Raw genomic sequence first — 25,289 nt, forward strand, 5'->3', positions numbered from 1 at the left:
ACACCTCTGGAGCGCGCATGCGGTTCGATCACGTCGGCGGTGTCGTGTGTCTCGGCGAGACCATGGTGATGATGGTTCCGGCTGAACCCGGTCCCGTGCATCTGGTGCGCACCTGGCACAGGGCCGTCGGGGGCGCCGAGTCCAACGTCGCCGTGCACCTCGCGCGTCTCGGCGTGCGGTCGTCGTGGGTCAGCGCCGTCGGCGACGACTCGTTCGGCCTGGCCGTGCTCGACACCGTGGGCGGGTTCGGCGTGGACGTGTCGCGGGTGCGCGTCGACCCCCACCGGCCGACCGGCCTCTACGTCAAGGAGGCCTCGCCGCACGGCAGCCCGGTGCGCTACTACCGGCGCGGGTCGGCGGCGTCGGGCATGGGGCCCGAGATGATCGACCGGCTCGGCCTCGGCTCCGGCGAGGTGGGGCTCGTGCACCTCAGCGGGATCACCGCCGCCCTGTCCGACTCGTGCCTGGAGATGATGCGTGAGCTGCTGCGCAGGCCGCGGGACGGGTTCCGCGTCTCGTTCGACCTGAACTGGCGTCCCGCCCTGTGGACCGACCGCGACCCGCGCGTGCTGCGCGAACTCGCGGACTCCGCCGACGTCGTCCTCGCCGGTTCCGACGAGGCCGAACTGGTGTGGGGCACGGGTGATCCCGCCCGGCTGCGGCGGCTGCTGCCCGGCCCGGCGTCGCTGGTGGTGAAGCAGGGCGCGGAAGGTGCCACGCTGCTCGAGGGAGGGGAGTCGTACTTCGAGCCGGCGCTGGAGGTGGAGGTCGTGGAACCGGTCGGCGCGGGTGACGCGTTCGCGGCGGGCTTCCTCGCGGCCACGCTGGCGGGCGAGGCCCCGTCGGTGCGGCTGAGGGCCGGGCACCTCCAGGCGGCCTCCGCTTTGCTCACCGCCGAGGACGTCGGAGATCCTTTGCCGGACGACGTGACGGTTCCCCTGCTGCACGCCGACCCGCGGACCTGGGCGTCCGCCCGCCTGGAGGTGTAGATGAGCCAGAGCCTCGACCGAGCGCTCACCCTGGTGAGCCAGCTCGCGACCGGACCGAAGACGCTGGACGAGCTCTCCGGCGTGATCGGCGTGCACAAGTCGACGACGCTGCGCCTGCTGCGCACGCTGGAGACGCACCGCTTCGTGCAGCGCGACGGCGTGCACCACTACCGCCTCGGCACCGCCCTGTTCGACCTCGCCAACCGCGCCCTGGAGGAACGGGACGTCCGCCGCGCCGCCGAACCGGCGTTGCGCGACCTCAACTCCCGCCTGGGCCACACCGTCCACCTCGCGTCCTACGAGGACGGTGAGGTGATCTACATCGACAAGTACGAGTCCCGGCACCAGATGCGCATGTACTCGCGCATCGGCCGCCGCGCCCCGCTGCACTGCACGGCCGTGGCCAAGATCCTGCTGGCCGACCTGCCGCCCGCCACCCTGCGGAAGGTGCTGGCGGGCATGGAGTTCCCGCGCCTGACCGAGAACACCATCCCCGGCCCCGCCGAGTACCTCGCCGAGCTGGAACGCGTGCGCGCCAACGGCTACGCCGTCGACAACTCCGAGCACGAGGACTTCATCCACTGCATCGCCGCGCCGATCAGGGGCGCCCGCGGCGAGGTGCTCGCGGCCGTGTCGATGTCCGTGCCGAAGGTGCTGCTCGACTTCGACGGCCTGCTGTCCCACCTGCCCGACCTGCTCGCCACCGCCGAGGCTGCCTCGGTCGAGTGCGGTTACGTTCCGAGATAAGGGGATTTCCGTTGTCCAAGGTTGAGATCAAGACCGCTGACGCGCCGCAGCCGGTGGCCCGTTTCTCCCAGGGTGTGCGCAAGGGCAACATCCTGCAGGTGGCGGGCCAGGTCGCGTTCGACCCGAAGTCCGGCGAGATCGTCGGCACCACCGTCGCCGAGCAGACGCGCCAGACGTTCGCGAACCTGAACGCCGTCCTCGCCGCCGGTGGCGCGTCCATCGACGACGTGGTGATGATCCGCGTCTACCTCACCGACACGGCGCACTTCGCCGAGCTGAACGAGGTCTACGGCGAGTTCGTCACCGACCCGGCTCCGGCCCGCACCACCGTGTACGTGGGGCTCCCGGCGGGGCTGCTCGTGGAGATCGACGCACTGGCGGTCGTCGACTGACGACCGGGGACGGCTCGTCCCCGGCGTGGTGGTCGAGCGACCGGACTGCTCCTTCGTCGCGTGGGCCGAACCCGTGGTGGCGCCGTGCTGAGCTGTTCGTCGCAACGGCGGCCCCGAGTCTCAGCTGGACTCCGGGCCGCCGTGGGCGTTGTGACACCATCCGCGCATGAAGTGGTACGCGGACAGACCTGTCAGGTTCACGCGTCAGCTGATCGCCGACCTCCTCGCCGCCGGCTGGGTCGCGCTCTGGATCTGGGTGGCCACCACCGTCCACGACCGGGTGCTCGAACTGCGCGCGCCGGGGGACGGGCTGGTCGACGCGGGCGGCAGCATTCGCGACGCCTTCACCAACGCGGCCGGCAAGGCCAGGGGTGTTCCGTTCGTCGGGGAGGACCTGGCGGGAGCGCTCGGCAACGGCAGCAAGGCCGGCGAGACGCTCACCGACGCGGGCAACGCGCAGATCGGCGTGGTCGAGGACTCCGCGTTCTGGCTCGCCGCCGCCCTGGTCGTGGTTCCCGTGCTGTTCCTGCTCGTCACGTGGCTGCCGGTCCGGCTCCGGTACGCGCGCAAGGCCGCGAACACCGCGCGGTTGCGCGACAAGCCGGACCTGCTGGCGCTGAGAGCGCTCACATCGTTGTCGCCGCGGGAGCTCGGCGGGTTCGACGGTGATCCCGCCGTCGCCTGGAGGACGGGGGACGCGGACGTGATCGACGAACTGGCCCGGCGCCAGCTGGCCTCGGTGGGGGTGCGGGCATGATCGCCCTGTCGGTGGTCGCCGCGGTGGTGGCGATGTGCGCGGTGGCCGTGTCGTTGTGGCAGGCCCGTGAAGCGAAGAGGGCGCAGGCCGCGGCGAAGCAGTCGCAGGAGGCCGCGACCAAGGCGCAGGAGGAGGCGCAGGCCGCGCGCAAGGCCGTCGAGCAGGCCACGGCGAGCGCCTTCCAGGCCAGGACCGCGGCCGAGGAGGCCAAGAAGGCGGCGGCCAAGGCCGAGGAGGCCGTCGGGAAGGCCGCGCTGGAGGCCTCGGCGTCGCGGATGCTCGCGGACGAGGCGCAGCTCAGCGCGCACCAGGTGACGGTGCGGCTCGACGAGATCACCGTGCTGCTCGCGGCCGAGCGCAGCCGGGCGGGCATGCCCGCGTTCGCCATCACGCCCGGTGCGCCGGACGAGTTCCGGCTGAGCTACTCCGGCGGACCCGCGGTGATCGAGCAGCTGACGGTCTCGGTGGTGCCGGGGAGCCGGGTGCTCGGGTTGTCGCAGCACGACGAGCCGCCCGTGGAACACCTCGACGTCGGACCGCTCCACACCGGGTCGGCCATCACGTTCCGCGCCGCCACCGGGCAGCGGGCCAGCGCGGTGTTCCAGGTGAGGGCCGAGCCGTGGGAACCGGTCGTGGTGCGCGCCGAGTGATCGTCCAGGTGGCCGAGGCCGGCGAACCGTGCGAACGCTGCGGTGCGCCGGGCGAGGGCGGGGTGGCGCAGTTCGCCGAGGACGGCGAGCTGCGGTGGCGGGACGAGTGGGAGTGCACCGCCTGCCACGTCACCTCGTGCGAACGGGGAAGTGGCTCGCCGCCGTGGATCCGCGACGCGATCCTGGCGCGGCACGGCTCGTACCGGTTGACGCTCGGCGATCGCGACGCCGCGGGAGTCGCGAAGGTCCTCCGCGACGTGCTCCGGCTCACGGTCCCCGAGGTGCGGGACGCGTTGCGGGCGTTGCGGGGTGCCGGCTACGAGGGCACCTGCGTGGAGCTCGCGCTCGTAGCCGGCCTGGCCGGTCTGGAGCCGCCGGTCAGTACACGGGGCCGGTGAACTTCTCGCCCGGTCCCTGACCCGGCTCGTCCGGCACCGCGGACGCCTCGCGGAAGGCGCGCTGCACCGACTGCAGGCCGTCCTTGAGCGGGGCGGCGTGCGGGCCGAGGTACTCCGAGGTGGCCGTGACCAGGCCGGCCAGGCCCGTGATCAGGCGGCGGGCCTCGTCGAGGTCGCGGCGCGGGGAGTTGTCGGGGTCCGGGTCGGCGAGGCCGAGGCGCTCGGCGGAGGCGGACAGCAGCATCACCGCGGCCCGGCTGATCACCTCGATGCTGGGGACGTCGCCCAGGTCGCGGATGTCGTCTTCAAGCGGATCGGTCACGTCCACATTCAAGCAAGAGCCCTGGCAGGACCGACGTCACAGGCCGCGATTCGGGGGTTGACAAGAGCGTCTGCTAGTATTTCCGACGCGACCAGCTCTCGTTAGTGCGAGAGCGGCAAGTGGAGCCCCGCTCCCACCCGCGATCACCGCTTCTTGAGGTGGCCGGGTCCGGTCCTCCTGGCAGTCAGGCGCACGGGCGTCGGACGGTGCAGGTTTGTGATCGGTCGGAAGCGGGCCCTGTCGTCGACATCGACGACGGGGCTCTTGTCTTTGGCGCAAACGAGTCTCAAAGGACGTGAATGACAAGTCCCTCGAACCGCGGTGCTCCCGTCAGCACCGAGCCGCGCATCAACGACCGCATTCGGGTGCCGGAAGTTCGTCTGGTCGGGCCGAATGGTGAGCAGGTCGGGATCGTTCGCATCGAGGACGCGCTCCGACTCGCGCAGGAAGCGGATCTCGACCTCGTCGAGGTCGCCGCTCAGGCTCGCCCGCCGGTCTGCAAGCTCATGGACTACGGCAAGTTCAAGTACGAGACCGCGCAGAAGGCCCGCGAGTCGCGTCGGAACCAGCAGCTGACGGTCATCAAGGAGCAGAAGCTCCGCCCGAAGATCGACCCGCACGACTACCAGACGAAGAAGGGCCACGTGGCCCGCTTCCTCTCACACGGGAACAAGGTCAAGGTGACCATCATGTTCCGCGGTCGTGAGCAGTCGCGCCCCGAGCTCGGCTACAGGCTTCTGCAGAAGCTGGCGGAGGACGTCGCGGAGCTGGGCTTCGTCGAGTCGAACCCCAAGCAGGACGGCCGCAACATGATCATGGTGTTGGCGCCGCACAAGAACATCAAGCCGCGCGTGGTCAAGCACGACGACGACGCGCCCGAGGCGGACACCGCTTCGGACGAGGCGTAGGACGCACGCCCGCCCCCGACCCGGTGGGTGCACGAGACGAGGACGGAAATGCCGAAGAACAAGACGCACAGCGGGACCTCGAAGCGCTTCAAGGTCACCGGCAGCGGCAAGATCCTCCGGGAGAAGGCCGGCAAGCGCCACATCCTGGAGAAGAAGTCCAGCAAGGTGACGCGTCGCATGAGCGGCACCGCGGTCGTGTCGGAGAACGACGCCCCGCGCATCAAGAAGCTGCTCGGTCTCTGACCCGCTTCGACACCCCCAGCTAACTCGGGAAACCGGCCCCCGACGCCGATTTCCCATGAGATCGACAGGATGGACCCGTGGCACGCGTCAAGCGGGCTGTAAACGCCCAGAAGAAGCGTCGTACCACCCTTGAGCTGGCGAGCGGTTACCGCGGCCAGCGCTCGAGGCTGTACCGCAAGGCCAAGGAGCAGGTGCTCCACTCGCTCAACTACGCGTACCGCGACCGCCGTGCGCGCAAGGGCGACTTCCGCAAGCTGTGGATCCAGCGCATCAACGCCGCTGCCCGCGCGAACGGGATGACCTACAACCGCCTGATCCAGGGCCTGCGCCTGGGCGGCGTCGAGGTCGACCGCAAGATCCTCGCGGACCTCGCCGTCACCGACGCCACCGCTTTCGCGGCGCTGGTCGAGATCGCCCGTGGCGCGCTCCCGACCGACGTGAACGCTCCGGCCGGGGACAAGGCCTGAGCCAGCACGTCAGCGGGCACAACCGACCCGAGGCAGCTCCGTTCACCGAACGGACGCCTCGGGTCGTTGCTGCTCGCCACCTGACCCGCCGCCAGGGCCGCGACAAGGCAGGCCGTTTCCTCGTCGAGGGCGCCCAGGCCGTGCGCGAGGCACTCGCCTGGACCTCCGGCGCGGTGCACGAGCTGTTCGTCACGGCGACGGCCGCGGAGCGCAACGCCGACCTGCTGCGGTCCGCCTCGGACAGGGGCATCCGCATCAGCGAGGTCGACGACAAGGCCGCCGCCTCGTTGTCGGAGACCGTGACGCCCCAGGGCCTGATCGCGGTCTGCGACGTCGTGCCGCAGCCCCTCGAAGCCGCGCTGCGGGGCACCCCGCGCCTGGTCGCCGTCCTGCACGGCGTCTCCGACCCCGGCAACGCGGGCACCGTCACGCGGGTGGCCGACGCGGCCGGCGCCGACGCGGTGATCTTCGCGGGCGACACGGTCGACCCGCACAACGGCAAGTGCGTGCGCGCCTCCACCGGCTCGCTGTTCCACCTGCCGATCGCGCGGTCCCGCGACGCCGACGAGGTCTTCGCCGCCTGCCGCGCGGCGGGCCTGCGGCTCGTCGCCGCCGACGGGTACGCGGAGCACGACCTGGTCGAGGCCTCCGCGAGGGGCGAGCTGAAGCACCCCACCGCGTGGGTGTTCGGCAGCGAGGCGCACGGCCTGCCCGACGACGTCGTGGCGAAGCTCGACACCTCGCTCAAGGTGCCGCTGTACGGCGCCGCCGAGAGCCTGAACCTCGCGACGGCGGCCGCAGTGTGCCTCTACGCCTCCGCGCGGGACCACCGGAATTGAGCTGACGGGTCACGGGCGCGCGGCTACTGTGCGCCCGTGCGCGAACCCGAGATCGAACTCCTGTGCTCCCAGTTGGCCTCCTACTACGTCTTCCCGGACGTCGCCGAAGAGATCGCGAAGGTCCTGCGGAGCCGCCTGGATGAGGGCGCTTACTCCGATGTGGACGATGACGCGGAGTTCGCGGCGCTGGTGACGGCGGACCTCCAGAGCGTCAACGGCGACAAGCACCTGCGCCTGCTCCACAGCGCCGAAGAGGTGCCCGAGACCGGCGAGGAGTCGGCCTTCGACCCGGTGGCGTACCGGAAGGAGGCCGAGCTCGACGCGTTCGGCATCCACAGGGTCGAGCGGCTGGAAGGCAACGTCGGCCTGCTCGACCTGCGCCTGCTGCACGACGCCGAGATCGCCACCCCGGCCTACGTCGCCGCGATGAACCTCGTCGCGCACACCGACGCGTTGATCATCGACCTGCGCAACAACCGCGGTGGTGACCCGCACACGGTCGCGTTGGTCTGCAGCTACCTGTTCGACGAACCGGTGCACCTCAACGACATCTACAACCGCCCGGACGACACCACGCGGCAGTTCTGGACGCTGCCGCACGTGCCGGGCCCGAAGTTCGGCGGCAAGAAGCCGGTCTACGTCCTCACGAGCAGCCGCACGTTCTCCGGCGCCGAGGAACTGAGCTACAACCTGCAGCAGAACGAGCGCGCCACCCTCATCGGCGAGACCACGAAGGGCGGAGCGCATCCCGGCGACCGCTACCGGGTCGGCCCGCACCTCAAGTCCGCTGTGCCGAACGGGCGCGCGATCAACCCGGTCTCCGGCACCAACTGGGAGGGCGTGGGAGTGGTCCCGCACATCCAGGTGCCCGAGGACTCCGCCTTCGAGGTCGCCTACGAGAAGGCGACCTCGAAGGCGCCACACCACTAGTCCAGCCGGGCGGTCAGCTCGCGGACGAGCGGATCGGTGCCGGACGGCTTGTTCTGGCGCCGCAACGCCTCCGACAGCATCGACAGCACGTTGGAGACCTGGTGGTCGTCGGGCAGCAGCGATGCGGCCCGGCGCGCCTCCGCCTCCGCGCCCTCGGCGTCGTCGGCGTTGAGCAGCACGTGCGCCGACTTCAGCACCACGAACACCCGCCAGCCCGCGTCGCCCAGCGACACCACCAGGGCCTCGGCCTCGCGGTACTGCTTCATCGCCAGCGCGAACTCGCCGACCTGACCGTGCACCCAGGCGCGGATCGCGGCGATCTCCGCCCGCCGGCGCGTGACCTCCTGCTCGTCGTCGAGCAGCGGCAGCAACGCCTCCGCCTCGTCGACGGCCGCGCGGGTCTCGGTCACCTCCTCGTCGGGCAGGTTCGACGCGAGCTCGACCAGCGAGCCGATCGCCTCCGAGAGGTTGCCCTCCTGCTGCCACAGCGCGGCACCCGCGCGCCAGGACGCCGTCGCCTCGTCGTGCTTGCCGAGCCCGCCCTGCACGGACGCGAGCGCGTCGAGCAGGAACGCCCGGCGGCCCGTCTCCTCGGGCGGCAGCAGTTCGGTCGCCTCGCGCAGGTACCGTTCCGCAGCCGGCAGCTCGCCCAGCTTGCGGCACACCTGCCCGAGCCGGAACACCACCTGCAGCCGCAGGTCCTCCTGACCCTCCTGCAGCAGCCGCAACGACTCCTCGAGGACCTCGGCGGCCTCGACGAACCGGTCCGTCTGCACGTACCCGCCGCTCAGCGCGAAGCAGAAGTGCGCGGTGTGGCCGGGGGTGAGGTGCACGCGCGAGATCGCCACGGCCTCGCGGAGGTCGCCCAGGCAGGCACCCTCCTGGTCGAGCTCCTGGATCGCCGCGACCTGGTACCAGCGCGCCTCGGAGGACTCGGGCAGCGGGAACGCCGACACGTACTCGCGTGCCGTCGCGATCGCCTCCGGGACCTTGCGCAGGACGGTCTCCAGCCGCAGCTTCAGCCGGTAGCCCTCGAAGCGGGCGTTCGGCCGCAGGTCACCGGACATGGCGTCGAGGACGTCCGCGTACGCGCCTTCGAGGTCCTGCTGCCGGGCCCTGTGCTCCGCCGCCTCGACCAGGACCCTGCCGCGCAGCTCCGGAACGTCCAAAGAGGACGCCAGTGCGAGCATCTCGCCCGCCTCGTCGTGCGCGTGGTCGTCGTCGAGCAGCTCGGCCAGCGTCAGGGCGGCGACCGTCCTGGTGTAGTCGGACGTCGCCTCGGCGAGGCACCTCTCGGCGATCTCGCGGCCACCTTCGAGGCCCATCGCGAGCCGCGCCTGGTACCGCAGCGCGAGGTCGGCGGGCAGCGCGGCCAGCAGCCGGTCGAAGGCCTCCCGGTCGAACGGCACCAGCCCTGTCGTCATCCGCCGGATGCCCGCGTGCGCCGCGAGGTCGGGCGGCAGCAACGGGTCCATGTCCGCGGGCAGCGAGTCGAGCATCCGCCGCGCCTTGACGAAGTCGCCCTGCTCGTACAGCGCCAGCATCGACTCGGCGATCTCCACCGGGTCACCGGTGACGGGCGGCTCCTCGGCGGGAGCGGCCACCGGCGCCGACGGCACCGCCAGTTCGACGGCCGGGTAGTCGGCCTGCTCGAGCGCCCTGGTCACCCGCTCGACCCACGCCGGCGTGCCGTTGCGCTCGTCGAACTGCTCCGCGAGCTGCACGGCCCGCTTCGACAGCCGGTCGAGCAGCTCGGCGGCCGTCCGCGTGCCGACGGCCGGCACCTCGAAGACCGTGTCGGCCGGAAGGCGCTGCAGCAGAACGGAAGCGCACTCGGCGAACGACATCTCGTCGGCGGGCAGCTGCGTGGCCTTCACCTTGTGCAACGACCGGCGCAGGATGTCCTCGCCGCGCGAGAGGTTGCCCGTCAGCGCGCAGAACCGGATGTGCTCGTGCACGTACGAGGTGATCTCGTCGTCCTTGATCAACCGGTACGCGGCCGTGTGCGCGTGCGCTGCCTTCTCGACGTCGCCGATCTCCAGCAACGGCCACAGCAGCGCGGTCAGGATGCCCTGCGGCTGCGTCGCGCAGCCGCTGTGGCCCGACAGGCCCTCCCAACCGTGCGCGGCGGCCTCCTGGTGGCGGCCGAGGCGCGCGAGCATCCAGACCTGTTCCTCGACCACGCACGCCTCGCAGTCCGCCATCGGCCCGCGTTCGGTGGCGAGGTAGCGCCCGAGGTGCTCGGCGAGCCCGGTCATGTCACCGACGTGGTAGGCGTACTCGGCACGGGCCCCGTGCACCGGCTGCACGGAGAAGCCGAGCTTGGCGTAGCGGTCCGCGAGCTGCGCGATCACGGCCCGCAGCTGCTCCAGCGAGAACCGCGGGTCGCGGCGCAGCCCCGTCGCGATCCACTTGTGCGACCAGTTGAGCGAGTGGACCTCGTACTCGTTGAACGCCTCCGGGTCCTTCTCCTCCGCGGCCCGCACCCACGCGAACGGCGCGAGCATCAGGTCGTAGCGCGACAGGTAGTACGCCGAGTCGATCATCGCGATCCGGCACGAGACCCCGAGCGGCAGGTGCCCGAGCGCGTCGGACATCCGCGCCGCCCGTTCCAGCGCCTCGTGCTTCGGCATGCCCGTCGGCATGTTGTACGCGTCGAGGAACGCTCTTTCCGCGTCCTCAGCGGTGAAGTCGGCCATGTTCACTTGCCCCCAACGGCGCGGTCGAGAAGTTCCAGGAACGAGCGGTTGAGCGCCGCCGTGTCCTTCGGTCGCATCGCCCTCCGAGCCTGCAGGACGGCGTGCACGTACAGGGATTCGAGCGTCAGCTCCACGAGCGACGGGTCGTTCAGCCGCGACAGCCGCTGCACCAGCGGGTTGCGGCAGTTGAGCACCAGCTGCTCCGGCCGTGACGACGACGAGCCCGCGGTCAGCTGCCCCAGCAGCTCCGCCCACAGCGGGTCCGCCACCTCCTCGGCGGTCTGCTCGGTGTCGAGCTTGCGCTGCTGCTCGGCGTTGGTGATCAGCAGCGCGGGCAGCGAGACCGGGTCGAAGTCGCGGATCACCGCGTCGCAGTCGTGCCGGTCCAGCGCCGCCGCTCCCTCGGACAGCCGCAGCCGCAACGCCGTCTCGATGCCGGGTTCGGGATCGGCGAGCGCCGCCAGCAGTTCCGTGGGCGCGACCCGGCGCGCGACGGACGCGCCGTCGAGCGCGCTGAGCCGGTTCAGCAGCTCCAGGTCGTAGGCGTAGCCCGCGTTGACCAGGCCCAGGCCCTGCGCGGCCGCGACCGGCGCGAGCTGGTGGAACTCGTCGACGTCCGGGATGTAGAGGATCGCGCCGTGCTTGCGCTTGAACTGCCGCAACGGGATCGGGCCGTCGGTGGTCTCGAACGGCAGCCAGCGCTCGACCAGCCGCAGCATCTCGTCGTCCGAGCGCGCCAGCGACTTGATGCCGAGGTGGTGCGCCGCGAGCAGCTCACCGGCGCGGCGCGGCTCGAGGGCGTCCAGCCTGATCAGCCAGTCGCGGATCTGCTCGCCCAGCTCCTCGCGCACCGCCAGCAGCATCTCGTCCTGGTACAGCGACTCGCGCGACGCCGTGGGCCTGATCGCGGACGCGTCGACCACGCACCGCACGAAGTACGCCCAGTCCGGCAGCAGGCCCTCGACGTTGTCGCCGACCAGCATCCGCTTCAGGTAGACCCGGTGCGTCTGGCGCGTTCCGGGGTGGACCCCGGACGGCAGCACGAACGCGACACCGGTCAGGCCCGCCGCCTCGACCTCGATCGGGATCGCCTCGAACGGCGTGAACCCGAAGACCTGCTCGCAGTACTCGGAGAGGTCGGCGTCCTCTGCGGCGTCAAGGCTGTCCCACGGGCGCACGCCACGGGTCACCCGAGCGCCGTCCAGCGTCACCGCGGCCGGCAGCAGGTCTCCGTAGTCCACCACCAGCGGCCGCACGACGTCCGCTTCGAGCCAGTGCTCGTTGCCGCGTGACGCGCTCATGCTCACCGTCGTGCCGACCGGCACGTCACCGTCTACTGCGGACACCGTGTAGTTGCCCGAGGAATCGGCCTCCCAGCGCACGCCCGGACCGCCGCGCGCGGACCGCGTGACCACCGTCACGGAGGAGGCGACCAGGAAGCACGACAGCATGCCGACGCCGAACTGACCGAGGAACCCCTCGCGGGCGAACCCCAGGTCGTCGCGCTTCGACGTGCGGCCGAGCGTGGACAGCAGCTCGTGGACCTCGGTCTCGGTGAGCCCCACACCGGTGTCGGTGATCGTCAGGACCGGACCGCAGGTGATCGTGACGTCTGCGGGGCACGACGGGTCGAGCTCACGCCTCGCCGTGATCGCGTCGACGGCGTTCTGCAGCAGTTCCCGCACGTAGACGCGCGGACTGCTGTACAGGTGGTGGCTGAGCAGGTCGATGATGCCGCGCAGGTCGACGCGGAAGGTGTGCGACATGATGCCGCCATCCTAGGGACGGCGGCGGGCCCGTGCCGCCGTTTAACGGCAACGTCCGGAAGCGGCCGGCAGCGCACCCACTAGGATCGGCCTGCTGAATACCTGATGTCCCTGTGTGGATCAAAACCTGGGAGCTGTCCGCCAACCATGTCCGGAGCCAACGACCCGTACGACCCGAAGCAGGTCGCGGCGCTGTCGGCCGAGAACCTCGACGCGGCCGTGCAGAAGGCCCGCGAGGCGTTCGCCGGAGCCGCCGACCTCGAGGCGCTCGCCGCGGTCAAGCCCGGCCACCTCGGTGACCGGTCGCCCGTCCTGCTGGCGCGCCGCGAGATCGGTGCCCTGCCCCCCAAGGCCAAGGCCGAGGCCGGCAAGCGGGTGAACGAGGCGCAGTCCGCGATCAAGACCGCGTTCGACGAGCGCTTCGCCGTGCTCCAGGTCGAACGCGACGAGCGGGTGCTGCGCGAGGAGTCCGTCGACGTCACGCTGCCCTGGGACCGCTTCCCGCGCGGCGCGCGCCACCCGATCACCACGCTCGCCGAGCGCATCGGTGACGTCTTCGTGGCCATGGGCTACGAGATCGCCGAGGGCCCCGAGCTCGAGACCGAGTGGTTCAACTTCGACGCGCTGAACTTCGGCAAGGACCACCCGGCCCGCTCGATGCAGGACACGTTCTACATCGCGCCGGGTGACTCGCAGCTCGTCCTGCGCACGCACACCTCGCCCGTGCAGGCCCGCACGCTGCTGGAGCGCGAGCTGCCGGTGTACGTCGTGTGCCCCGGCCGGACGTTCCGCACCGACGAGCTCGACGCGACCCACACCCCGGTGTTCCACCAGGTCGAGGGCCTCGCGGTCGACAAGGGCCTGACGATGGGCCACCTCAAGGGCACGCTCGACGCGTTCGCGCGCTCGATGTTCGGCGAGGACTCGAAGACCCGCCTGCGCCCCAGCTTCTTCCCCTTCACCGAGCCGTCGGCCGAGGTCGACGTGTGGTTCCCGGAGAAGAAGGGCGGCGCCGGCTGGGTCGAGTGGGGCGGCTGCGGCATGGTCAACCCCAACGTGCTGCGCGCCTGCGGCGTGGACCCGGACGTCTACTCCGGCTTCGCCTTCGGCATGGGCCTGGAGCGCACGCTGCAGTTCCGCAACGGCCTTCCCGACATGCGCGACATGGTCGAGGGCGACGTCCGCTTCACCCAGCCATTCGGAACGGAGGCCTGATCCGGTGCGCATCCCGGTCAGCTGGCTGGTCGAACACCTCGGTTTCGACGAAGTCCCCACGCCCGACGAGCTCGCCGACGCGTTCACCCGCATCGGCATCGAGGTCGAGGAGGTGAGCCCGCTCGGTCCCGTGACCGGCCCGGTCGTCGCCGGCCGCGTCGTCGAGATCGAGGAGCTCACCGAGTTCAAGAAGCCGATCCGCTACTGCAAGGTCGAGGTCGGTCCCGAGCAGACCAACCAGATCATCTGCGGCGCCACGAACTTCGTCGAGGGCGACTCGGTCGTCGTCGCGCTGCCCGGCGCCGTCCTGCCCGGTGGCTTCGCGATCTCCGAGCGCAAGACCTACGGCCGCGTGTCGCAGGGCATGATCTGCGCCGCCGACGAGCTCGGCATCGGCGACGACCACTCCGGCATCCTCGTGCTGCCCACCGGCACCGCGCAGCCCGGCGACGACGCCCTGGAGCTGCTCGGCCTGAACGACACGGTGCTCGAGCTCGCGCCGACCCCGGACCGCGGCTACGCGTTCTCGGTCCGCGGCCTGGCCCGCGAGATCGCCTGCGCGCTCGACGTGCCGTTCGGCGACCCGGGCCTCGTCGAGATCCCCGAGCCCGAGGGCGAGGCGTGGCCGGTCACCATCGAGGACCGCGCCGGCTGCTCGCGGTTCGTGGCGCGCCGGGTCACCGGTGTCGACCCGACCGCGCCGACGCCGTGGTGGATGCGCCGCCGCCTGATGCTCGCGGGCATGCGCTCGATCTCGCTGCCGGTCGACGTCACCAACTACGTGATGCTCGAGCTCGGCCAGCCGCTGCACGCGTTCGACGCCGCCTCCCTGTCCGGAGCGCTGACCGTGCGTCGCGCCCTGGCGGGGGAGAAGCTGACGACGCTGGACGACTCGGTGCGCGCCCTCGACACCGACGACATCGTCATCGCCGACGACTCCGGGGTCATCTCGCTGGCCGGTGTCATGGGCGGCGCGTCCACGGAGGTCGGCGACACCTCGTCCGACATCCTGCTGGAGGCCGCGAACTGGGACCCGGCGTCCATCGCGCGCACGGTCCGCCGCCACAAGCTGCCGTCCGAGGCCGCGAAGCGCTTCGAGCGCACCGTCGACCCGGCGCTGGCACCCGTGGCGCTGGAGCGGGCCGCGAAGCTGCTCAACCACTACGCCGAGGGCCAGATCAAGCCCGGCCGCACCGACGTGGGCGCGTTCGCGCTGCCCGAGCCGGTGTCGATGCCGATCGACCTGCCCGACCGCATCGCCGGCGTCCGCTACGCCCGCGGCGTGACGGCCCGTCGTCTCGGCCAGATCGGCTGCCAGGTCTCGGTGACCACCTCGGAGGAGGGCCAGACGATCGTCACGGCCGTGCCGCCGACGTGGCGCGCGGACCTCGTGCAGCCCGCCGACCTGGTGGAGGAGGTGCTGCGGCTGGAGGGCTACGACACGATCCCGTCCGTCCTGCCGCCCGCCCCCGCCGGTCGCGGCCTGACCGAGCAGCAGCGCCGCCGCCGCACGGTGTGGCGCACGCTGGCCGAGGACGGTTTCGTCGAGGTCAAGCCGTTCCCGTTCATCGACCCGTCGGTGTTCGACGCGTTCGGCCTGCCGGAGGACGACGTCCGCCGCAACACGGTCGGCGTGCTGAACCCGTTGGAGGCGGACAAGAACGTCCTCGCGACGACCCTGCTGCCCGGCCTGCTGGAGACGTTGCAGCGCAACCTCTCCCGGGGTGCTCGCGACGTCGCGCTCTACAACGTCGCCCAGGTGACGCTGCCGCGCGCGCAGCAGGTCCCGGTTCCCGCGCTCGGCGTCGACCGCCGTCCCACCGAGGCGGAGGTGGCCTCGATGCAGGCCGCGCTGCCGCAGCAGCCGCTGCACGTCGCCGGTGTGCTCACGGGCCACCGCGAGCTGGCCGGCTGGTGGGGCAAGGGCCGCCAGGCCGACTGGTCGGACGCCGTCGAGGCCGCCCGCCGCGTGGGTGCCGCCTACGGCGTGACGCTGCGCGTCGTGGCTTCGGACCTGCTCCCGTGGCACCCCGGCCGCTGCGCCGAGCTGCGCGTGGGCGACTGGCCCGTCGGCCACGCGGGCGAGCTGCACCCGAAGGTCGTCGAGAAGCTGGGCCTGCCCAAGCGGACCGTGGCGTTCGAGCTCGACCTCGACGCCCTGCCGCTCGACGACCACCGCCCCGCCCCGGTCGTGTCGGCGTACCCGCCGGTGCTGCTGGACGTGGCGCTCGTCGTGGACGCCTCCGTGCCGGTGCAGTCGGTGTCGGAGGTCCTCCGCGCGTCCGCCGGCGACCTGCTGGAGGACATCCGGTTGTTCGACGTCTACACGGGTGAGCAGCTGGGCGAGGGCAAGAAGTCGCTCGCGTACTCCTTGCGCTTCCGCGCCCCGGACCGCACGCTGACGGTGGAGGAGGCGGCCGCGGCCCGCGACACCGCCGTGGCCGCCGCCGGCGAACGCCTGGGCGCGGCGCTGCGCGCCTGACCGGTCACACGCCGTGAGGCCCGAGGTTCTCCCGGAATCTCGGGCCTTTCCGCGTCATGAGGCCTCCGACCTCCAGTCCGCGTACGCGGGTAACCGATCCATGCCGGATGGCAACAGTGCCGGCCGGGCCCTCGTTCTCCTGACTTGTGCACGCTGTGTAGTGGTTGAGCGTTCTCCAGACTTGGTGCCCTACCCACCGGGCACCACCCCAGGAGAACCCCATGCGCAAGCGCACCGCAGTCATCGCCGCAGTCGCCGTCGTCGCCGTCGGCGGCGGCATCGCCTACGCCGCGTGGTCGAGCTCCGGCGCCGGTTCCGGCTCCGTCGGCTCCACCGCTGAGGTCAACTCGACGATCAGCGGGGTCGACGGCGCGGGCGGTCTGTACCCCGGCCACACCGTCAGCTTCCAGGTGACCATCAACAACCCGAACGACTACCCGGTCAAGGTCACCGGTATCTCCGCGGGCGCTTCCGCTCTCGTCAACGGGTGCGCTGAAGGCACCGTCACGAGCCCCGCGGTCACCAACCCGGCCGGCGCGATCGCTCCCGGTGCGACCGGCACCTACACGCTCCAGGCGACCATGAACACCGACGCCGGCGACGCCTGCAAGTCCCAGTCGTTCACGATGCCGCTCACCGCGACGCTCTCCTCGGCTGCCTGAGCCATGCGCCGCGCCCTGGTCGTGCCCGCCGTGCTGCTGGTGCTCTCACCGGTCAGCAGTGCGGCGAACAGCCCCGGCAAGGCCTTCACGATCGCGGACGCCGGCACGGCGAAGGGGTTGGTCCCCGGTGGGACGGTGATCCGCGAGGTGCGGGTCACCAACCCCGGCAACCAGGACATCAAGGTCATCCGGCTCGACACCTCGGTCGGGCGCCCCTCCCCGAACTGCCCGGCGAACGCCGTGACCGTCGCCCCGCTGGCGGCACCGGTCGTCATCGCCAGGAACAGGTCCGCCGACGTGCCGCTGACCGTCCGCATGGCGGCGTCGGCACCGGACGCCTGCAAGAACCTCACCTTCCCCCTCACCTACTCGGGAACGGCGATCAAGCCATGACCAGCTACAGGGAACTCGTCCGTCGGCGGTCCGTGCGCCGAGGCGTCATCGTCTTCGTGGCCGCCACGGCCGCGCTCGGCTCGGGCGTCGCCTACGCGGCGTGGACGAGCTCCGGCACCGGCAACGCCACGGCCACCGCGGCCACGGCGCAGGCCCCGGTGGTGTCCGGCGGCGCGGTCACCACCGGTCTGCTCTACCCCGGTGCGACCGGCAACGCCGCCGTCAGCGTCAAGAACCCGAACGCCTACCCGGTGAAGGTCACCTCGGTCGCGCTCGTGCCGGGAAGCGCGCTGGAGTGCGCGCTCGGGTTCGTCACGAGCGCCCCCATGACGCAGATCGCCTCCGGTGCCACCGCCACCGTGGAGTTGACCGGCGCCGTGACGATGGGCAACGCCGACAACAGCTGCCAGGGCAAGACCTTCTCCATCCCGGTCACCGTCACGATCGCGAGCGCGTGATGCGCACCGTGATCGCCGGAGCGGCGGTGCTGTGCCTCCTCGCGGCGCAGCCCGCCTCGGCGGCTTGGACCACCGGAGGACAGGGAGCCGCCGGCGCCGAGGCAGGTCGGCTTGCCACGCCCACCCCGACCTGTGCGAACAGGACGGTGCGGTGGCCGGCGGTAGGTGGGAGTGCCACCTACGCCGTGCACTTCGCCAACGGCAACACCTACCAGCCCACGCCGGACGTCGTGACAAGCGGGACGACAGCCCAAGCGCCGGGCAGGGTCAACGTCCTCGTGAAGGCCGTCGTCGGCTCGTGGTCCACCTCGGCCGAGTCGGCCGGAAAGATCTGTTCCTGATAATTCGCTCGATCGGCTGAATCCCGTTCGCCGGGATTGGGAATCAAACCAGCAGGTGGTGGCCCTGCGCGGCTGTCAAGGTGCCGAAGGTCCCTCATTACAAGGGGAAATCGGCGCCCGTCAGACGCTTGCGCAGTACGTGAAGCTTCTCCAAGATTGGCGACGCGGCCCGCTGGGGCCGAGGGGCGAAGCGATGAACCACCGGGCGAGTTGGTCGCCGGTCCGGTGGGGAGCTAGAGGCGAACCCACCGCCTGGAGCAACAACTCTGGAGAGTTGCGCCATGCGTAATCTGGGTCCGCGCCTCGAGGTCGCCGTGTCCTTGACGATCCTCATGGTCGGTGCGGCGGTCGTGGCGGCCATGCACCTGACGTGGCCCGAACCCCGCATGCCCGCGATGGCGTACTCCGTCAGCAGCGGTGAGTCGGGGATGCAGCAGCTCAAGCCGTTCGAGATCAACGACATCTCCGGCGCTGCCGTGGAGCTCGAGCCCGGTGCCGAGGGTGAGCGCAAGGTGCGCCTGTCGAACCCGAACCCCGTCGTCATCATCGTCGAGAGCCTGTCCGCGGTACCGGGGCAGCCGCTCGACGCCACGCAGCAGCGCGTCGAGGGGTGCCCGGCCGGGGTGCTGACCGTCGTGCCGCTCACCGACGTCGTGGAGATCCCCGCGGGCGGCGCTGTCGAGGTCACCATGAAGGTCCAGGTCGCGCCGGACGTGCCGGCGGCGTGCGCCGAGCTCGTCTTCCCGCTCACCTACTCGGGCCGCGCCAAGCACGGCTAGAGGTGCTTGAGGGCTTCGCGCCGGGACAGCGGCGACAGGCCCGGCCTCGCCTCGACGAACGAGCGCACCCAGCCCGGCTCGGTCTTCGCGAACTCGCGCAGCGCCCAGCCGATGCCCTTGCGCAGGAAGAAGTCCGGGTCGTCGGCGTTGGCGTCGACGCACGCGGTGAGCAGGTCCACGTCGGTCGCGCCCTTGAACCCGAGCTGGCAGATCACCGACGTCCGCCGCCGCCACCGGTCCTCGTCGGCCGACCACTCCAGCACCAGCGGCCGCACGACCTCGGGTGCCGACCGCAGCAGCGGGCCGACCCGTTTCGACGCGATCTCGTCGACGTAGTCCCACCACGCGCCGGTCACGATCATCTCGTCGAACCACGGCATCAGGTCGACGGCCTGGAATCGCCGATCACCGCTCAACGACAACGCGACGTAGCGTTCCTCGCGATAGGTCGCCTCGCGCCACAACGTCTGCACGGCGGAGAGCCACTCGTCCCGGTCCGGGATCACCGGCAGCGACTTCAGCAACGCGACCCGCGCCGGTTTCGGCACGCCCAGGAACGGCATCCCGGACTTCATGTACGCCTGCATCTCGGGCGCTTTCACCGGATCAGCGAGCTCCTCCAGGCCCGCTCGAACCGCGTCGATCAAGGAAACCTCAAGGGTCACGCCCAAACGGTATAGGCATTAGGAGTAGCCCTGTTGAGATTTATGGCCCCTTTGGTACCGAAAGTGCTAACGAACCCGCAAAACATCACTTGAACGGGGGTGACTGTGAACGGAAAGGACGCTTGACCCGGATACAGTTCGCGTTCATGCGCGTGCTCATGGTGGTGGCGGCGCTCGTGCTCGGCAGCATGGGTGCCACCAAAGCGGAAACGGTGGATTACCTCGATCTGCCGCTGGTCAACGGAAACGGTGAACAGCGGGGCGGGGTGCACCCCGATCTGCCGTACGACCGCGCCACGATCGAGCAGGCGCTGGCCTCCTACCGCGCGCGAGGCCTCGCGCCGGCGCGCTTCAAGGCGCTGTTGTGGCAGTACTGGATCGTCCGCGCCGCCGAGGACGCCGGGGTGCGGTTGTCCGAATGGGACCCGCAGCGCCCCGCCGAGCAGAACCGCTCGGTGATCTTCGCCGTCTACGACTTCTACGCGAAGCTCTACCTCACCCACCCGGACTCGTTGCGGTGGATGGGGTTCGCGAACATCGGCGCGCCGGCGTTCGCCGCCGGGATGCTGGACCTCGGTTCGGTGCCCGAGTTGCGCTGGTTCTCCACGATGCTGATGGCGATGCAGAAGCACATCTTCATGGACCTCGGCGCGATGCACGCCGCCTACCTGCACGGCGGGATCGAGGCGGTGCGGGAGATGCGCGACGCGGGCCTCATCGACGCGGAGACCACGGCGGCGTGGGCGGATCCGGCGCAGGCCGTCATGGAGTTCTCGTCCCGCGAGCAGAACCTGGTGATCGCGGGCCAGTTCAGCCGCATGCGGTCGCGGTTGCTGCCGCCCGGCGAGGTCGTCACGTACGCGATCACCGTCGCCGGTCCGATGCCCGTCCCCGGTGGCAGGACGCCCGCGCAGTACCGGCCGTTGTTCGGCGGCCCGCTGCCCGCGTTCAACTACGCGGACCGGGAAGCGCGCTGGGACTTCCTGAGCAACGACACGGTTCCGGCGTACGAACGCCTTTCCCGCGACGCCGTGCACAGGATCGTGCAGCGGCCGTTCGCGGACCGGGTCGCGGAGTACCGCGCCGCGGCCCGGCTGCTCGACCTGCTGCCGTTCCGCGGTTCCGGGGTGCAATCGCAGCCGTCGAAGTAGGCTGCTGACCATGACGTCGTACGACTACGACCTGATCGTCATCGGCTCTGGTCCTGGCGGCCAGAAAGCGGCGATCGCGGGTGCGAAACTGGGCAAGCGCGTGGCGATCATCGACAAGCAGGAGATGGTCGGTGGCGTCTGCGCGAACACGGGAACCATCCCGTCGAAGACGCTGCGCGAAGCCGTCATGTACCTGACGGGCATGAGCCAGCGCGAGTTGTACGGCGCGAGCTACCGGGTCAAGCAGGACATCACGATCAACGACCTGATGGCCCGCACGCAGCACGTGATCGGCCGCGAGGTGCAGGTCGTGCGCGCTCAGCTGCACCGCAACGGCATCGACCTGCTCAACGGGTTCGGTCGCTTCATCGACGAGCACACCGTGGCGGTGGACGGCAGCCACCGCGGCGACCACACGACGATCAGCGGCGAGTTCATCGTGATCGCGACCGGGACCACGCCGGCGCGTCCGTCCGTGGTGGACTTCGACGAGGAGCGGATCCTCGACTCCGACGAGGTCTTCGCGCTGCAGGAGATCCCGTCGTCGCTGGTCGTCGTCGGCGCGGGCGTGATCGGCATCGAGTACGCGTCGATGTTCGCCGCGCTGGGCACCCGCGTGACGGTCGTCGAGCAGCGCGAGCGGATGCTGGACTTCTGCGACCCGGAGATCGTCGAGTCGCTCAAGTTCCACCTGCGCGACCAGGCCGTCACCTTCCGCTTCGGCGAGAAGGTCGTGAACGTGCAGGTGTCGCAGGGCGGCACCATCACCACGCTGGCCTCGGGCAAGCGCATCCCGGCCGCCGCCGTCATGTACTCGGCGGGCCGCCAGGGCAGCACGGAGCGGCTGGACCTCGCCGCCGCCGGGCTAGAAGCGGACAACCGCGGCCGGCTGAGCGTCGACGAGCACTACCGCACGCCCGTCGAGCACATCTACGCCGTCGGCGACGTGATCGGCTTCCCGGCGCTCGCCGCGACGTCGATGGACCAGGGCCGCCTGGCCGCGTACCACGCGTTCGGCGAGCCGGTGCACGAGCTGACCGCGCTGCAGCCCATCGGCATCTACACGATCCCGGAGATGTCCTACTGCGGCGCGACGGAAGCCGAGCTCACGTCGTCCGCGGTGCCCTACGAGGTGGGCATCTCGCGGTACCGGGAACTGGCGCGCGGCCAGATCGTCGGCGACGCCTACGGCATGCTGAAGCTCCTGGTGTCCACTGTGGACCGAAAGATCCTCGGCGTGCACGTGTTCGGCACCGGCGCCACGGACCTGGTGCACATCGGCCAGGCCGTGATGGGCTGCGGCGGCACGGTGGACTACCTGGTCAACACCGTCTTCAACTACCCGACGCTGTCCGAGGCCTACAAGGTCGCGGCTCTGGACGCCACGAACAAGATCCGCGCGTTGGACCGGTTCACGACCGCGTGAGACCGGCGTCGTGGGCGACGATGGCGGCCTGCACGCGGTTGGCGCACTCCAGCTTGGGCAGGATCCGGCTGATGTGCGCCTTCACCGTGCCGGTCGCCATGTAGAGCTGTTCGCCGATCTCGGTGTTGGACAGGCCCTCGCCGACGAGCCTGAGCACGTTGCGCTCGGTCTCGGTGAGGGTGTCGATCCTGGCGCGCGCGGCCGAGCCCCTGTCGGGTTCGGTCAGGTGCTTCTCGATCAGCCGCCGGGTGATCTGCGGGGCCAGGATCGGCTCGCCCGCCGCGGCCTTGCGGACCGCGGCGATCAGCTCCTGGGGCGGGGTGTCCTTGAGCAGGAAGCCCGTCGCCCCGACCTTGAGCGCCTGCGCCACGTAGGCGTCCTCGCCGAACGTCGTCAGCATGACGACGCTGGCGGACCCGGCGATCTGCTCGGCGGCCTTCAAGCCGTCCCCGCCGGGCATGCGGATGTCCAGCAGGGCCACGTCGATCCGGTGCCGCCGGGTCAGTTCCACCGCCTGCCTGCCGTCGCTCGCCTCGGCGGCGACGGTGATGTCCGGGTCGTTCTCCAGGATCAGGCGGATGCCGGCGCGCATCAGGGTTTCGTCGTCGGCGATGAGAACTCGGATCACGAGCAGCAGCCTACGGGCGCTCCTGCTGCTTCGACGCGAGCCTGCCGTCGCGGAAGCACAGCTTGTACTGCAGCTCCGCGTTGTGGGAGGTCCGGAACCGCGAGCAGCCGTCCACGCCCAGCTGCCCGACGCCGAACTGGTCCATGACCTCCTGCTCGGTCGTCACGCCCACCTTCAGCGAGTCGAAGTAGGGGGCGTTCATCTGGGTGGGGTTGAGCAGCGCGAACAGGAGCAGGAGCAGCAGCGCGGCGGCGATCGGCAGCAGCGCCAGCAGTCCCAGGCAGCCGCTGCCCAGCACGCGGGGCACGGTCAGGACCTCGGCCGCCAGCGGAGGCGGGACCTCGGCGACCTCGGGGGTCGTCTGGTCCGCCTGCGCCGCCGGGTGCAGGGGGACGTCCGCCGCGACCCGGAAACCGCCCTCGGCCGGCGGCCCCGCGCTGAACGAGCCGCCCAGCAGGCCGACGCGTTCCTCCAGACCGACGAGTCCGCGCCGGGTGCCCTTGCCGCGGGGCGCGGTGAAGGGACCGTTCACGACCTGGATGCGGGCACGGCCCCCTTGGACCGCGACCTGGACGCGCGTGCGGGCACCGGGGGCGTGCTTGTGGACGTTGGTCAGGGCTTCGCGGACGACCCGGTGCACCGCGCGCCGGGTGCGGGGGTCGGCGCCGTGCAGGTCGTCGCCCGACCAGTCGAGCGAGACGGCGGTCCCCGCGGTCGCGGAGCTCTCGACCAGGGCGGCGATGTCGGACCTCGTGCCGGTGTCCTCGTCGAGCGACTCGGGCTCCGGGCTGGTCCGCAGGACGCCGAGGATCTCCCGCAGTTCGGCCATGGCGAGCGAGGACGTCGTGCGGATCAGCTCGGCCTGTTCGTGCAGCTGGGGTGCTTTGGTGGCCGTCGCCAGCTCCAGGGCGCCCGCGTGGATCGAGATCAGGCTCAGGCGGTGGCCGAGCATGTCGTGCATCTCGCCGGCGATGTGGGCGCGTTCCTCGGAACGGGCCGACGCCGCGGTGAGGGCCCGTGCGCGTTCCAGGTACTCGTTGCGTTCCCGCAGGAGGCGGACCATCGGCCTGCGGCGGCCCAGCAGCATCCCGGACACGGCGGGGAAGACCACGAAGAACGCCGACCCCAGGAACGCGCCGAGCACCGTCTGCCACAGCGGGGCGTCGTCGTAGACCTGGAAGAGGCTGAAGGCGGTCTGCAGGACGACCGTCGCGCCCAGCAACGCCCACAGCCTGCCGAGCCGGGGCACGCGCCGGGACGCGGCGAACACCACGAACGCGGTGGTGGCCATCGCCCAGAGGTTGTTGACGGCGAAGAGCGGCGCCGTGAGCAGCAGCACCCACTCCGGCTTGCGCGGCGCGAACCACACGAGGGCGGCGATCCAGAGCGCACTGGTGGTCGTCACCGCCGGGTGGGGGACCGGGGCCAGCGGGGCGACCAGCGGCACGAGTCCGACGACGAAAGCGAGCGACGGCCAGACGAACCTCATCGGGCGAGCTCCCTCTTCGTGGTCAGCAGGCCGGTGTCGTCGTCGAAGCACAACTCGACGTCCCGGTCGTCCGAGTCGCGCAGGTGGTAGCGGTAGCAGCCGGCGTTGCCCGACAGCACGCCGAAGCCGAACGTCTCGGTGATCTCCTCCTCGTGCGTGACCGACACCTGGAAGGCGGCGTACTCCTGCGGGCTGATCTCGCCGCGGCTGAAGATCGCGACGACGAGCAGGACGAACGCCGTGCCGAGGGCCGGGATGACGGCGAGCGTGCCGAGGCAGCCACTGCCGATCACGCGCGGCACGGTGAGGACGTCGGCGGTGATCGGCGGGGGTGCCTCCCGGACGGCGCCCGCGACCGCCGTCTCGTCCTGCACCACCGGGTGCAGCGGCAGGTCGGCCGTCACCTGGAAGCCGCCGCCGACGGTCACCCCGGCGAGGAACGTCCCGCCGATCAGCGCGACGCGTTCCTCCAGGCCGATGAGGCCCCGGCGCGTGCCGCCACCCCGGGGTTCGCCGCTCGGGCCGTTGACCACGTCGACCCGCACGCGTTCGGCAACGGCCACGGACACGCGCGTGCGAGCTGACGGCGCGTGCTTGTGCACGTTCGTGAGTGCTTCGCGCACGACCCGATGCACCGCCCTGCGCAGCCGTGCGTCGGCATCGGCCAGATCAGGACCGGACCAGTCCAAGTGGACGGCGACACCGGCCGCGGTGGACGCCGCGACGAGCCGTTCGACGTCCTGACGCGTACCGGCGTCCTCGTCGGCGTCGGTCGAAGTGCCGAGCACACCGAGGATCTCGCGCAGTTCCTCCATCGCGACGGTGGAGGTCTTGCGGATCAGCTCGACCTGTTCGCGCAGCTCGGGCGCCTGCTCGGCGGCGGAGCGCTCCAGCGCGCCCGCGTGCGCGGCCAGCTGCCGGAGCCGGTGGCTGAGCATGTCGTGCATCTCGCTCGCGATGTGCGCGCGGGTGGCGGACCTCGCGGTGTTGGCGGTCAGCACGCGCGTCTGTTCGAGGTAGTCGTTGCGCTCCATGAGCACCTGGGTCAACGGCTTGCGGCGGCCCACGAGCGCACCGGCCAGGGCGGGGAAGAGCAGCAGGAACGTGACGGTGAACGCCGTTCCCAGCAGCCACTCGGTCAGGCTGTCCCCGGCGCGCAACGCGTGCACGCCGCCGAACGCGGCCTGCAGCACCGCGCTGACGCCGACCAACGCCCACAGGCGCCGCGCCGACCGCTCCGACCGGGCGGCGCGGAAGATCACGAGCGTGGTCGGGGCGATCGCGAGCAGGTTGTTGACCGCGTGCAGGGGAGTGGTGAGCACGACCGCCCACCTCGGCCGGCGCGCGCTGATCGGCACGAGCGCCCCCGCCCACACCGCCGACGCCACGATCAGCCACGGTTCGACCGGCCTGCCCAGCGGCGCCACCAGCGACACGAGTGCCAGCAGGAAGGCGCCGACCGTCCACAGCCCGTCGCGCACCCTCACGTCCAC

Annotated in this window: 27 protein-coding genes; 20 read left to right on the forward strand and 7 right to left on the reverse strand. The window is 71.1% G+C overall.

Annotation, left to right across the window (positions count from 1 at the left end; all coding sequences use genetic code 11):
* Positions 1 to 17: 17 nt before the first annotated feature.
* From V1227_RS37875 to V1227_RS37900, 6 genes are all read left to right on the forward strand, one after another.
* The gene (locus V1227_RS37875) at positions 18 to 989 is read left to right on the forward strand and encodes a sugar kinase (RefSeq protein ID WP_329789917.1); all 972 of its coding nucleotides are present in this window, start codon (positions 18 to 20) and stop codon (positions 987 to 989) included.
* A complete protein-coding gene (locus V1227_RS37880) occupies positions 990 to 1,736 on the forward strand; it encodes an IclR family transcriptional regulator (protein ID WP_236221953.1) in 747 nt (248 codons plus the stop codon). It abuts the gene before it with no gap.
* 11 nt (positions 1,737 to 1,747) lie between these two features.
* Positions 1,748 to 2,128, forward strand: a complete 381-nt coding sequence (locus V1227_RS37885; protein ID WP_204767831.1) for a RidA family protein — start codon at positions 1,748 to 1,750, stop codon at positions 2,126 to 2,128.
* Between the two features lie 166 nt (positions 2,129 to 2,294).
* On the forward strand, positions 2,295 to 2,885 hold the full coding sequence (locus V1227_RS37890; RefSeq protein ID WP_329789918.1) for a hypothetical protein: 591 nt from the start codon (positions 2,295 to 2,297) through the stop codon (positions 2,883 to 2,885).
* Positions 2,882 to 3,535, forward strand: coding sequence for a hypothetical protein (locus V1227_RS37895; protein ID WP_329789919.1), 654 nt, complete (start codon positions 2,882 to 2,884; stop codon positions 3,533 to 3,535). The genes V1227_RS37890 and V1227_RS37895 overlap by 4 nt, the downstream gene beginning before the upstream one ends.
* Positions 3,532 to 3,933 (forward strand): hypothetical protein, encoded by a 402-nt coding sequence (locus V1227_RS37900; RefSeq protein WP_329789920.1) that lies wholly within the window; start codon positions 3,532 to 3,534, stop codon positions 3,931 to 3,933. The genes V1227_RS37895 and V1227_RS37900 overlap by 4 nt, the downstream gene beginning before the upstream one ends.
* Here the strand turns inward: V1227_RS37900 and V1227_RS37905 are convergent.
* Complete coding sequence (locus V1227_RS37905; RefSeq protein ID WP_090096082.1) at positions 3,914 to 4,255, reverse strand: DUF1844 domain-containing protein; 342 nt, start codon at positions 4,253 to 4,255, stop codon at positions 3,914 to 3,916. The two genes, V1227_RS37900 and V1227_RS37905, sit on opposite strands and share 20 nt — an antisense overlap.
* A 299-nt stretch (positions 4,256 to 4,554) precedes the next feature.
* On the opposite strand from V1227_RS37905, the gene infC reads away from it, so the two are divergent.
* The 5 genes from infC (at position 4,555) to V1227_RS37930 (ending at position 7,642) form a co-directional block, all read left to right on the forward strand.
* A complete protein-coding gene (gene infC / locus V1227_RS37910) occupies positions 4,555 to 5,163 on the forward strand; it encodes a translation initiation factor IF-3 (protein ID WP_236222451.1) in 609 nt (202 codons plus the stop codon).
* A 48-nt stretch (positions 5,164 to 5,211) separates the two neighbouring features.
* Complete coding sequence (gene rpmI / locus V1227_RS37915; protein WP_086663968.1) at positions 5,212 to 5,406, forward strand: 50S ribosomal protein L35; 195 nt, start codon at positions 5,212 to 5,214, stop codon at positions 5,404 to 5,406.
* A 77-nt stretch (positions 5,407 to 5,483) separates the two neighbouring features.
* Complete coding sequence (rplT, locus tag V1227_RS37920) at positions 5,484 to 5,873, forward strand: 50S ribosomal protein L20 (protein ID WP_236222453.1); 390 nt, start codon at positions 5,484 to 5,486, stop codon at positions 5,871 to 5,873.
* Entirely contained in the window at positions 5,870 to 6,712 is an 843-nt protein-coding gene (locus V1227_RS37925) for a TrmH family RNA methyltransferase (RefSeq protein WP_329794212.1), read from the forward strand. Before rplT ends, V1227_RS37925 begins: the two co-directional genes overlap by 4 nt.
* A 36-nt stretch (positions 6,713 to 6,748) precedes the next feature.
* Positions 6,749 to 7,642 (forward strand): S41 family peptidase, encoded by an 894-nt coding sequence (locus tag V1227_RS37930; RefSeq protein WP_329789921.1) that lies wholly within the window; start codon positions 6,749 to 6,751, stop codon positions 7,640 to 7,642.
* Here the strand turns inward: V1227_RS37930 and V1227_RS37935 are convergent.
* Complete coding sequence (locus tag V1227_RS37935; protein WP_329789922.1) at positions 7,639 to 10,341, reverse strand: hypothetical protein; 2,703 nt, start codon at positions 10,339 to 10,341, stop codon at positions 7,639 to 7,641. The two genes, V1227_RS37930 and V1227_RS37935, sit on opposite strands and share 4 nt — an antisense overlap.
* Positions 10,342 to 10,343: 2 nt before the next feature.
* A complete protein-coding gene (locus tag V1227_RS37940; RefSeq protein ID WP_329789923.1) occupies positions 10,344 to 12,107 on the reverse strand; it encodes an HSP90 family protein in 1,764 nt (587 codons plus the stop codon).
* A gap of 147 nt (positions 12,108 to 12,254) precedes the next feature.
* Between V1227_RS37940 and pheS the strand changes: the two genes are divergently transcribed.
* The 7 genes from pheS to V1227_RS37975 all read left to right on the forward strand — a co-directional run bounded on the left by pheS (position 12,255) and on the right by V1227_RS37975 (position 18,437).
* The gene (gene pheS, locus V1227_RS37945; RefSeq protein ID WP_090095851.1) at positions 12,255 to 13,322 is read left to right on the forward strand and encodes a phenylalanine--tRNA ligase subunit alpha; all 1,068 of its coding nucleotides are present in this window, start codon (positions 12,255 to 12,257) and stop codon (positions 13,320 to 13,322) included.
* 4 nt (positions 13,323 to 13,326) lie between these two features.
* Positions 13,327 to 15,804 (forward strand): phenylalanine--tRNA ligase subunit beta, encoded by a 2,478-nt coding sequence (pheT, locus tag V1227_RS37950; RefSeq protein ID WP_329789924.1) that lies wholly within the window; start codon positions 13,327 to 13,329, stop codon positions 15,802 to 15,804.
* Between the two features lie 221 nt (positions 15,805 to 16,025).
* On the forward strand, positions 16,026 to 16,466 hold the full coding sequence (locus tag V1227_RS37955; protein WP_329789925.1) for a hypothetical protein: 441 nt from the start codon (positions 16,026 to 16,028) through the stop codon (positions 16,464 to 16,466).
* Positions 16,467 to 16,469: 3 nt separating this feature from the next.
* Positions 16,470 to 16,859 carry a hypothetical protein gene (locus V1227_RS37960; RefSeq protein ID WP_329789926.1) on the forward strand — a complete coding sequence of 130 codons (390 nt, stop codon included), beginning with the start codon at positions 16,470 to 16,472 and terminating at the stop codon, positions 16,857 to 16,859.
* On the forward strand, positions 16,856 to 17,317 hold the full coding sequence (locus V1227_RS37965; protein WP_329789927.1) for a hypothetical protein: 462 nt from the start codon (positions 16,856 to 16,858) through the stop codon (positions 17,315 to 17,317). Before V1227_RS37960 ends, V1227_RS37965 begins: the two co-directional genes overlap by 4 nt.
* Positions 17,317 to 17,658, forward strand: a complete 342-nt coding sequence (locus V1227_RS37970; protein WP_329789928.1) for a hypothetical protein — start codon at positions 17,317 to 17,319, stop codon at positions 17,656 to 17,658. Before V1227_RS37965 ends, V1227_RS37970 begins: the two co-directional genes overlap by 1 nt.
* A gap of 281 nt (positions 17,659 to 17,939) precedes the next feature.
* The gene (locus tag V1227_RS37975; RefSeq protein ID WP_329789929.1) at positions 17,940 to 18,437 is read left to right on the forward strand and encodes a hypothetical protein; all 498 of its coding nucleotides are present in this window, start codon (positions 17,940 to 17,942) and stop codon (positions 18,435 to 18,437) included.
* On the opposite strand, the gene V1227_RS37980 is transcribed toward V1227_RS37975, so the two are convergent.
* On the reverse strand, positions 18,434 to 19,102 hold the full coding sequence (locus V1227_RS37980) for a DNA alkylation repair protein (RefSeq protein WP_329789930.1): 669 nt from the start codon (positions 19,100 to 19,102) through the stop codon (positions 18,434 to 18,436). The genes V1227_RS37975 and V1227_RS37980 overlap by 4 nt on opposite strands.
* Before the next feature lie 146 nt (positions 19,103 to 19,248).
* Between V1227_RS37980 and V1227_RS37985 the strand changes: the two genes are divergently transcribed.
* Both V1227_RS37985 and sthA read left to right on the forward strand, forming a co-directional pair.
* Positions 19,249 to 20,253: a hypothetical protein gene (locus tag V1227_RS37985; protein ID WP_329789931.1), complete on the forward strand. Its 1,005-nt coding sequence runs from the start codon at positions 19,249 to 19,251 to the stop codon at positions 20,251 to 20,253.
* Between the two features lie 10 nt (positions 20,254 to 20,263).
* Positions 20,264 to 21,679: a Si-specific NAD(P)(+) transhydrogenase gene (sthA, locus tag V1227_RS37990; RefSeq protein ID WP_329789932.1), complete on the forward strand. Its 1,416-nt coding sequence runs from the start codon at positions 20,264 to 20,266 to the stop codon at positions 21,677 to 21,679.
* Here sthA and V1227_RS37995 read toward each other — a convergent pair.
* Genes V1227_RS37995 through V1227_RS38005 form a run of 3 tightly spaced genes read right to left on the reverse strand, consistent with a single transcriptional unit; the run spans position 21,666 to position 25,289 of the window.
* On the reverse strand, positions 21,666 to 22,307 hold the full coding sequence (locus V1227_RS37995; protein WP_329789933.1) for a response regulator transcription factor: 642 nt from the start codon (positions 22,305 to 22,307) through the stop codon (positions 21,666 to 21,668). The two genes, sthA and V1227_RS37995, sit on opposite strands and share 14 nt — an antisense overlap.
* A 10-nt stretch (positions 22,308 to 22,317) precedes the next feature.
* The gene (locus tag V1227_RS38000; protein ID WP_329789934.1) at positions 22,318 to 23,796 is read right to left on the reverse strand and encodes a sensor histidine kinase; all 1,479 of its coding nucleotides are present in this window, start codon (positions 23,794 to 23,796) and stop codon (positions 22,318 to 22,320) included.
* The gene (locus V1227_RS38005; protein WP_329789935.1) at positions 23,793 to 25,289 is read right to left on the reverse strand and encodes a sensor histidine kinase; all 1,497 of its coding nucleotides are present in this window, start codon (positions 25,287 to 25,289) and stop codon (positions 23,793 to 23,795) included. Before V1227_RS38005 ends, V1227_RS38000 begins: the two co-directional genes overlap by 4 nt.

Origin of the sequence: Lentzea sp. DG1S-22, assembly GCF_036321065.1 — a bacterium.
GTDB lineage: Bacteria > Actinomycetota > Actinomycetes > Mycobacteriales > Pseudonocardiaceae > Lentzea > Lentzea jiangxiensis.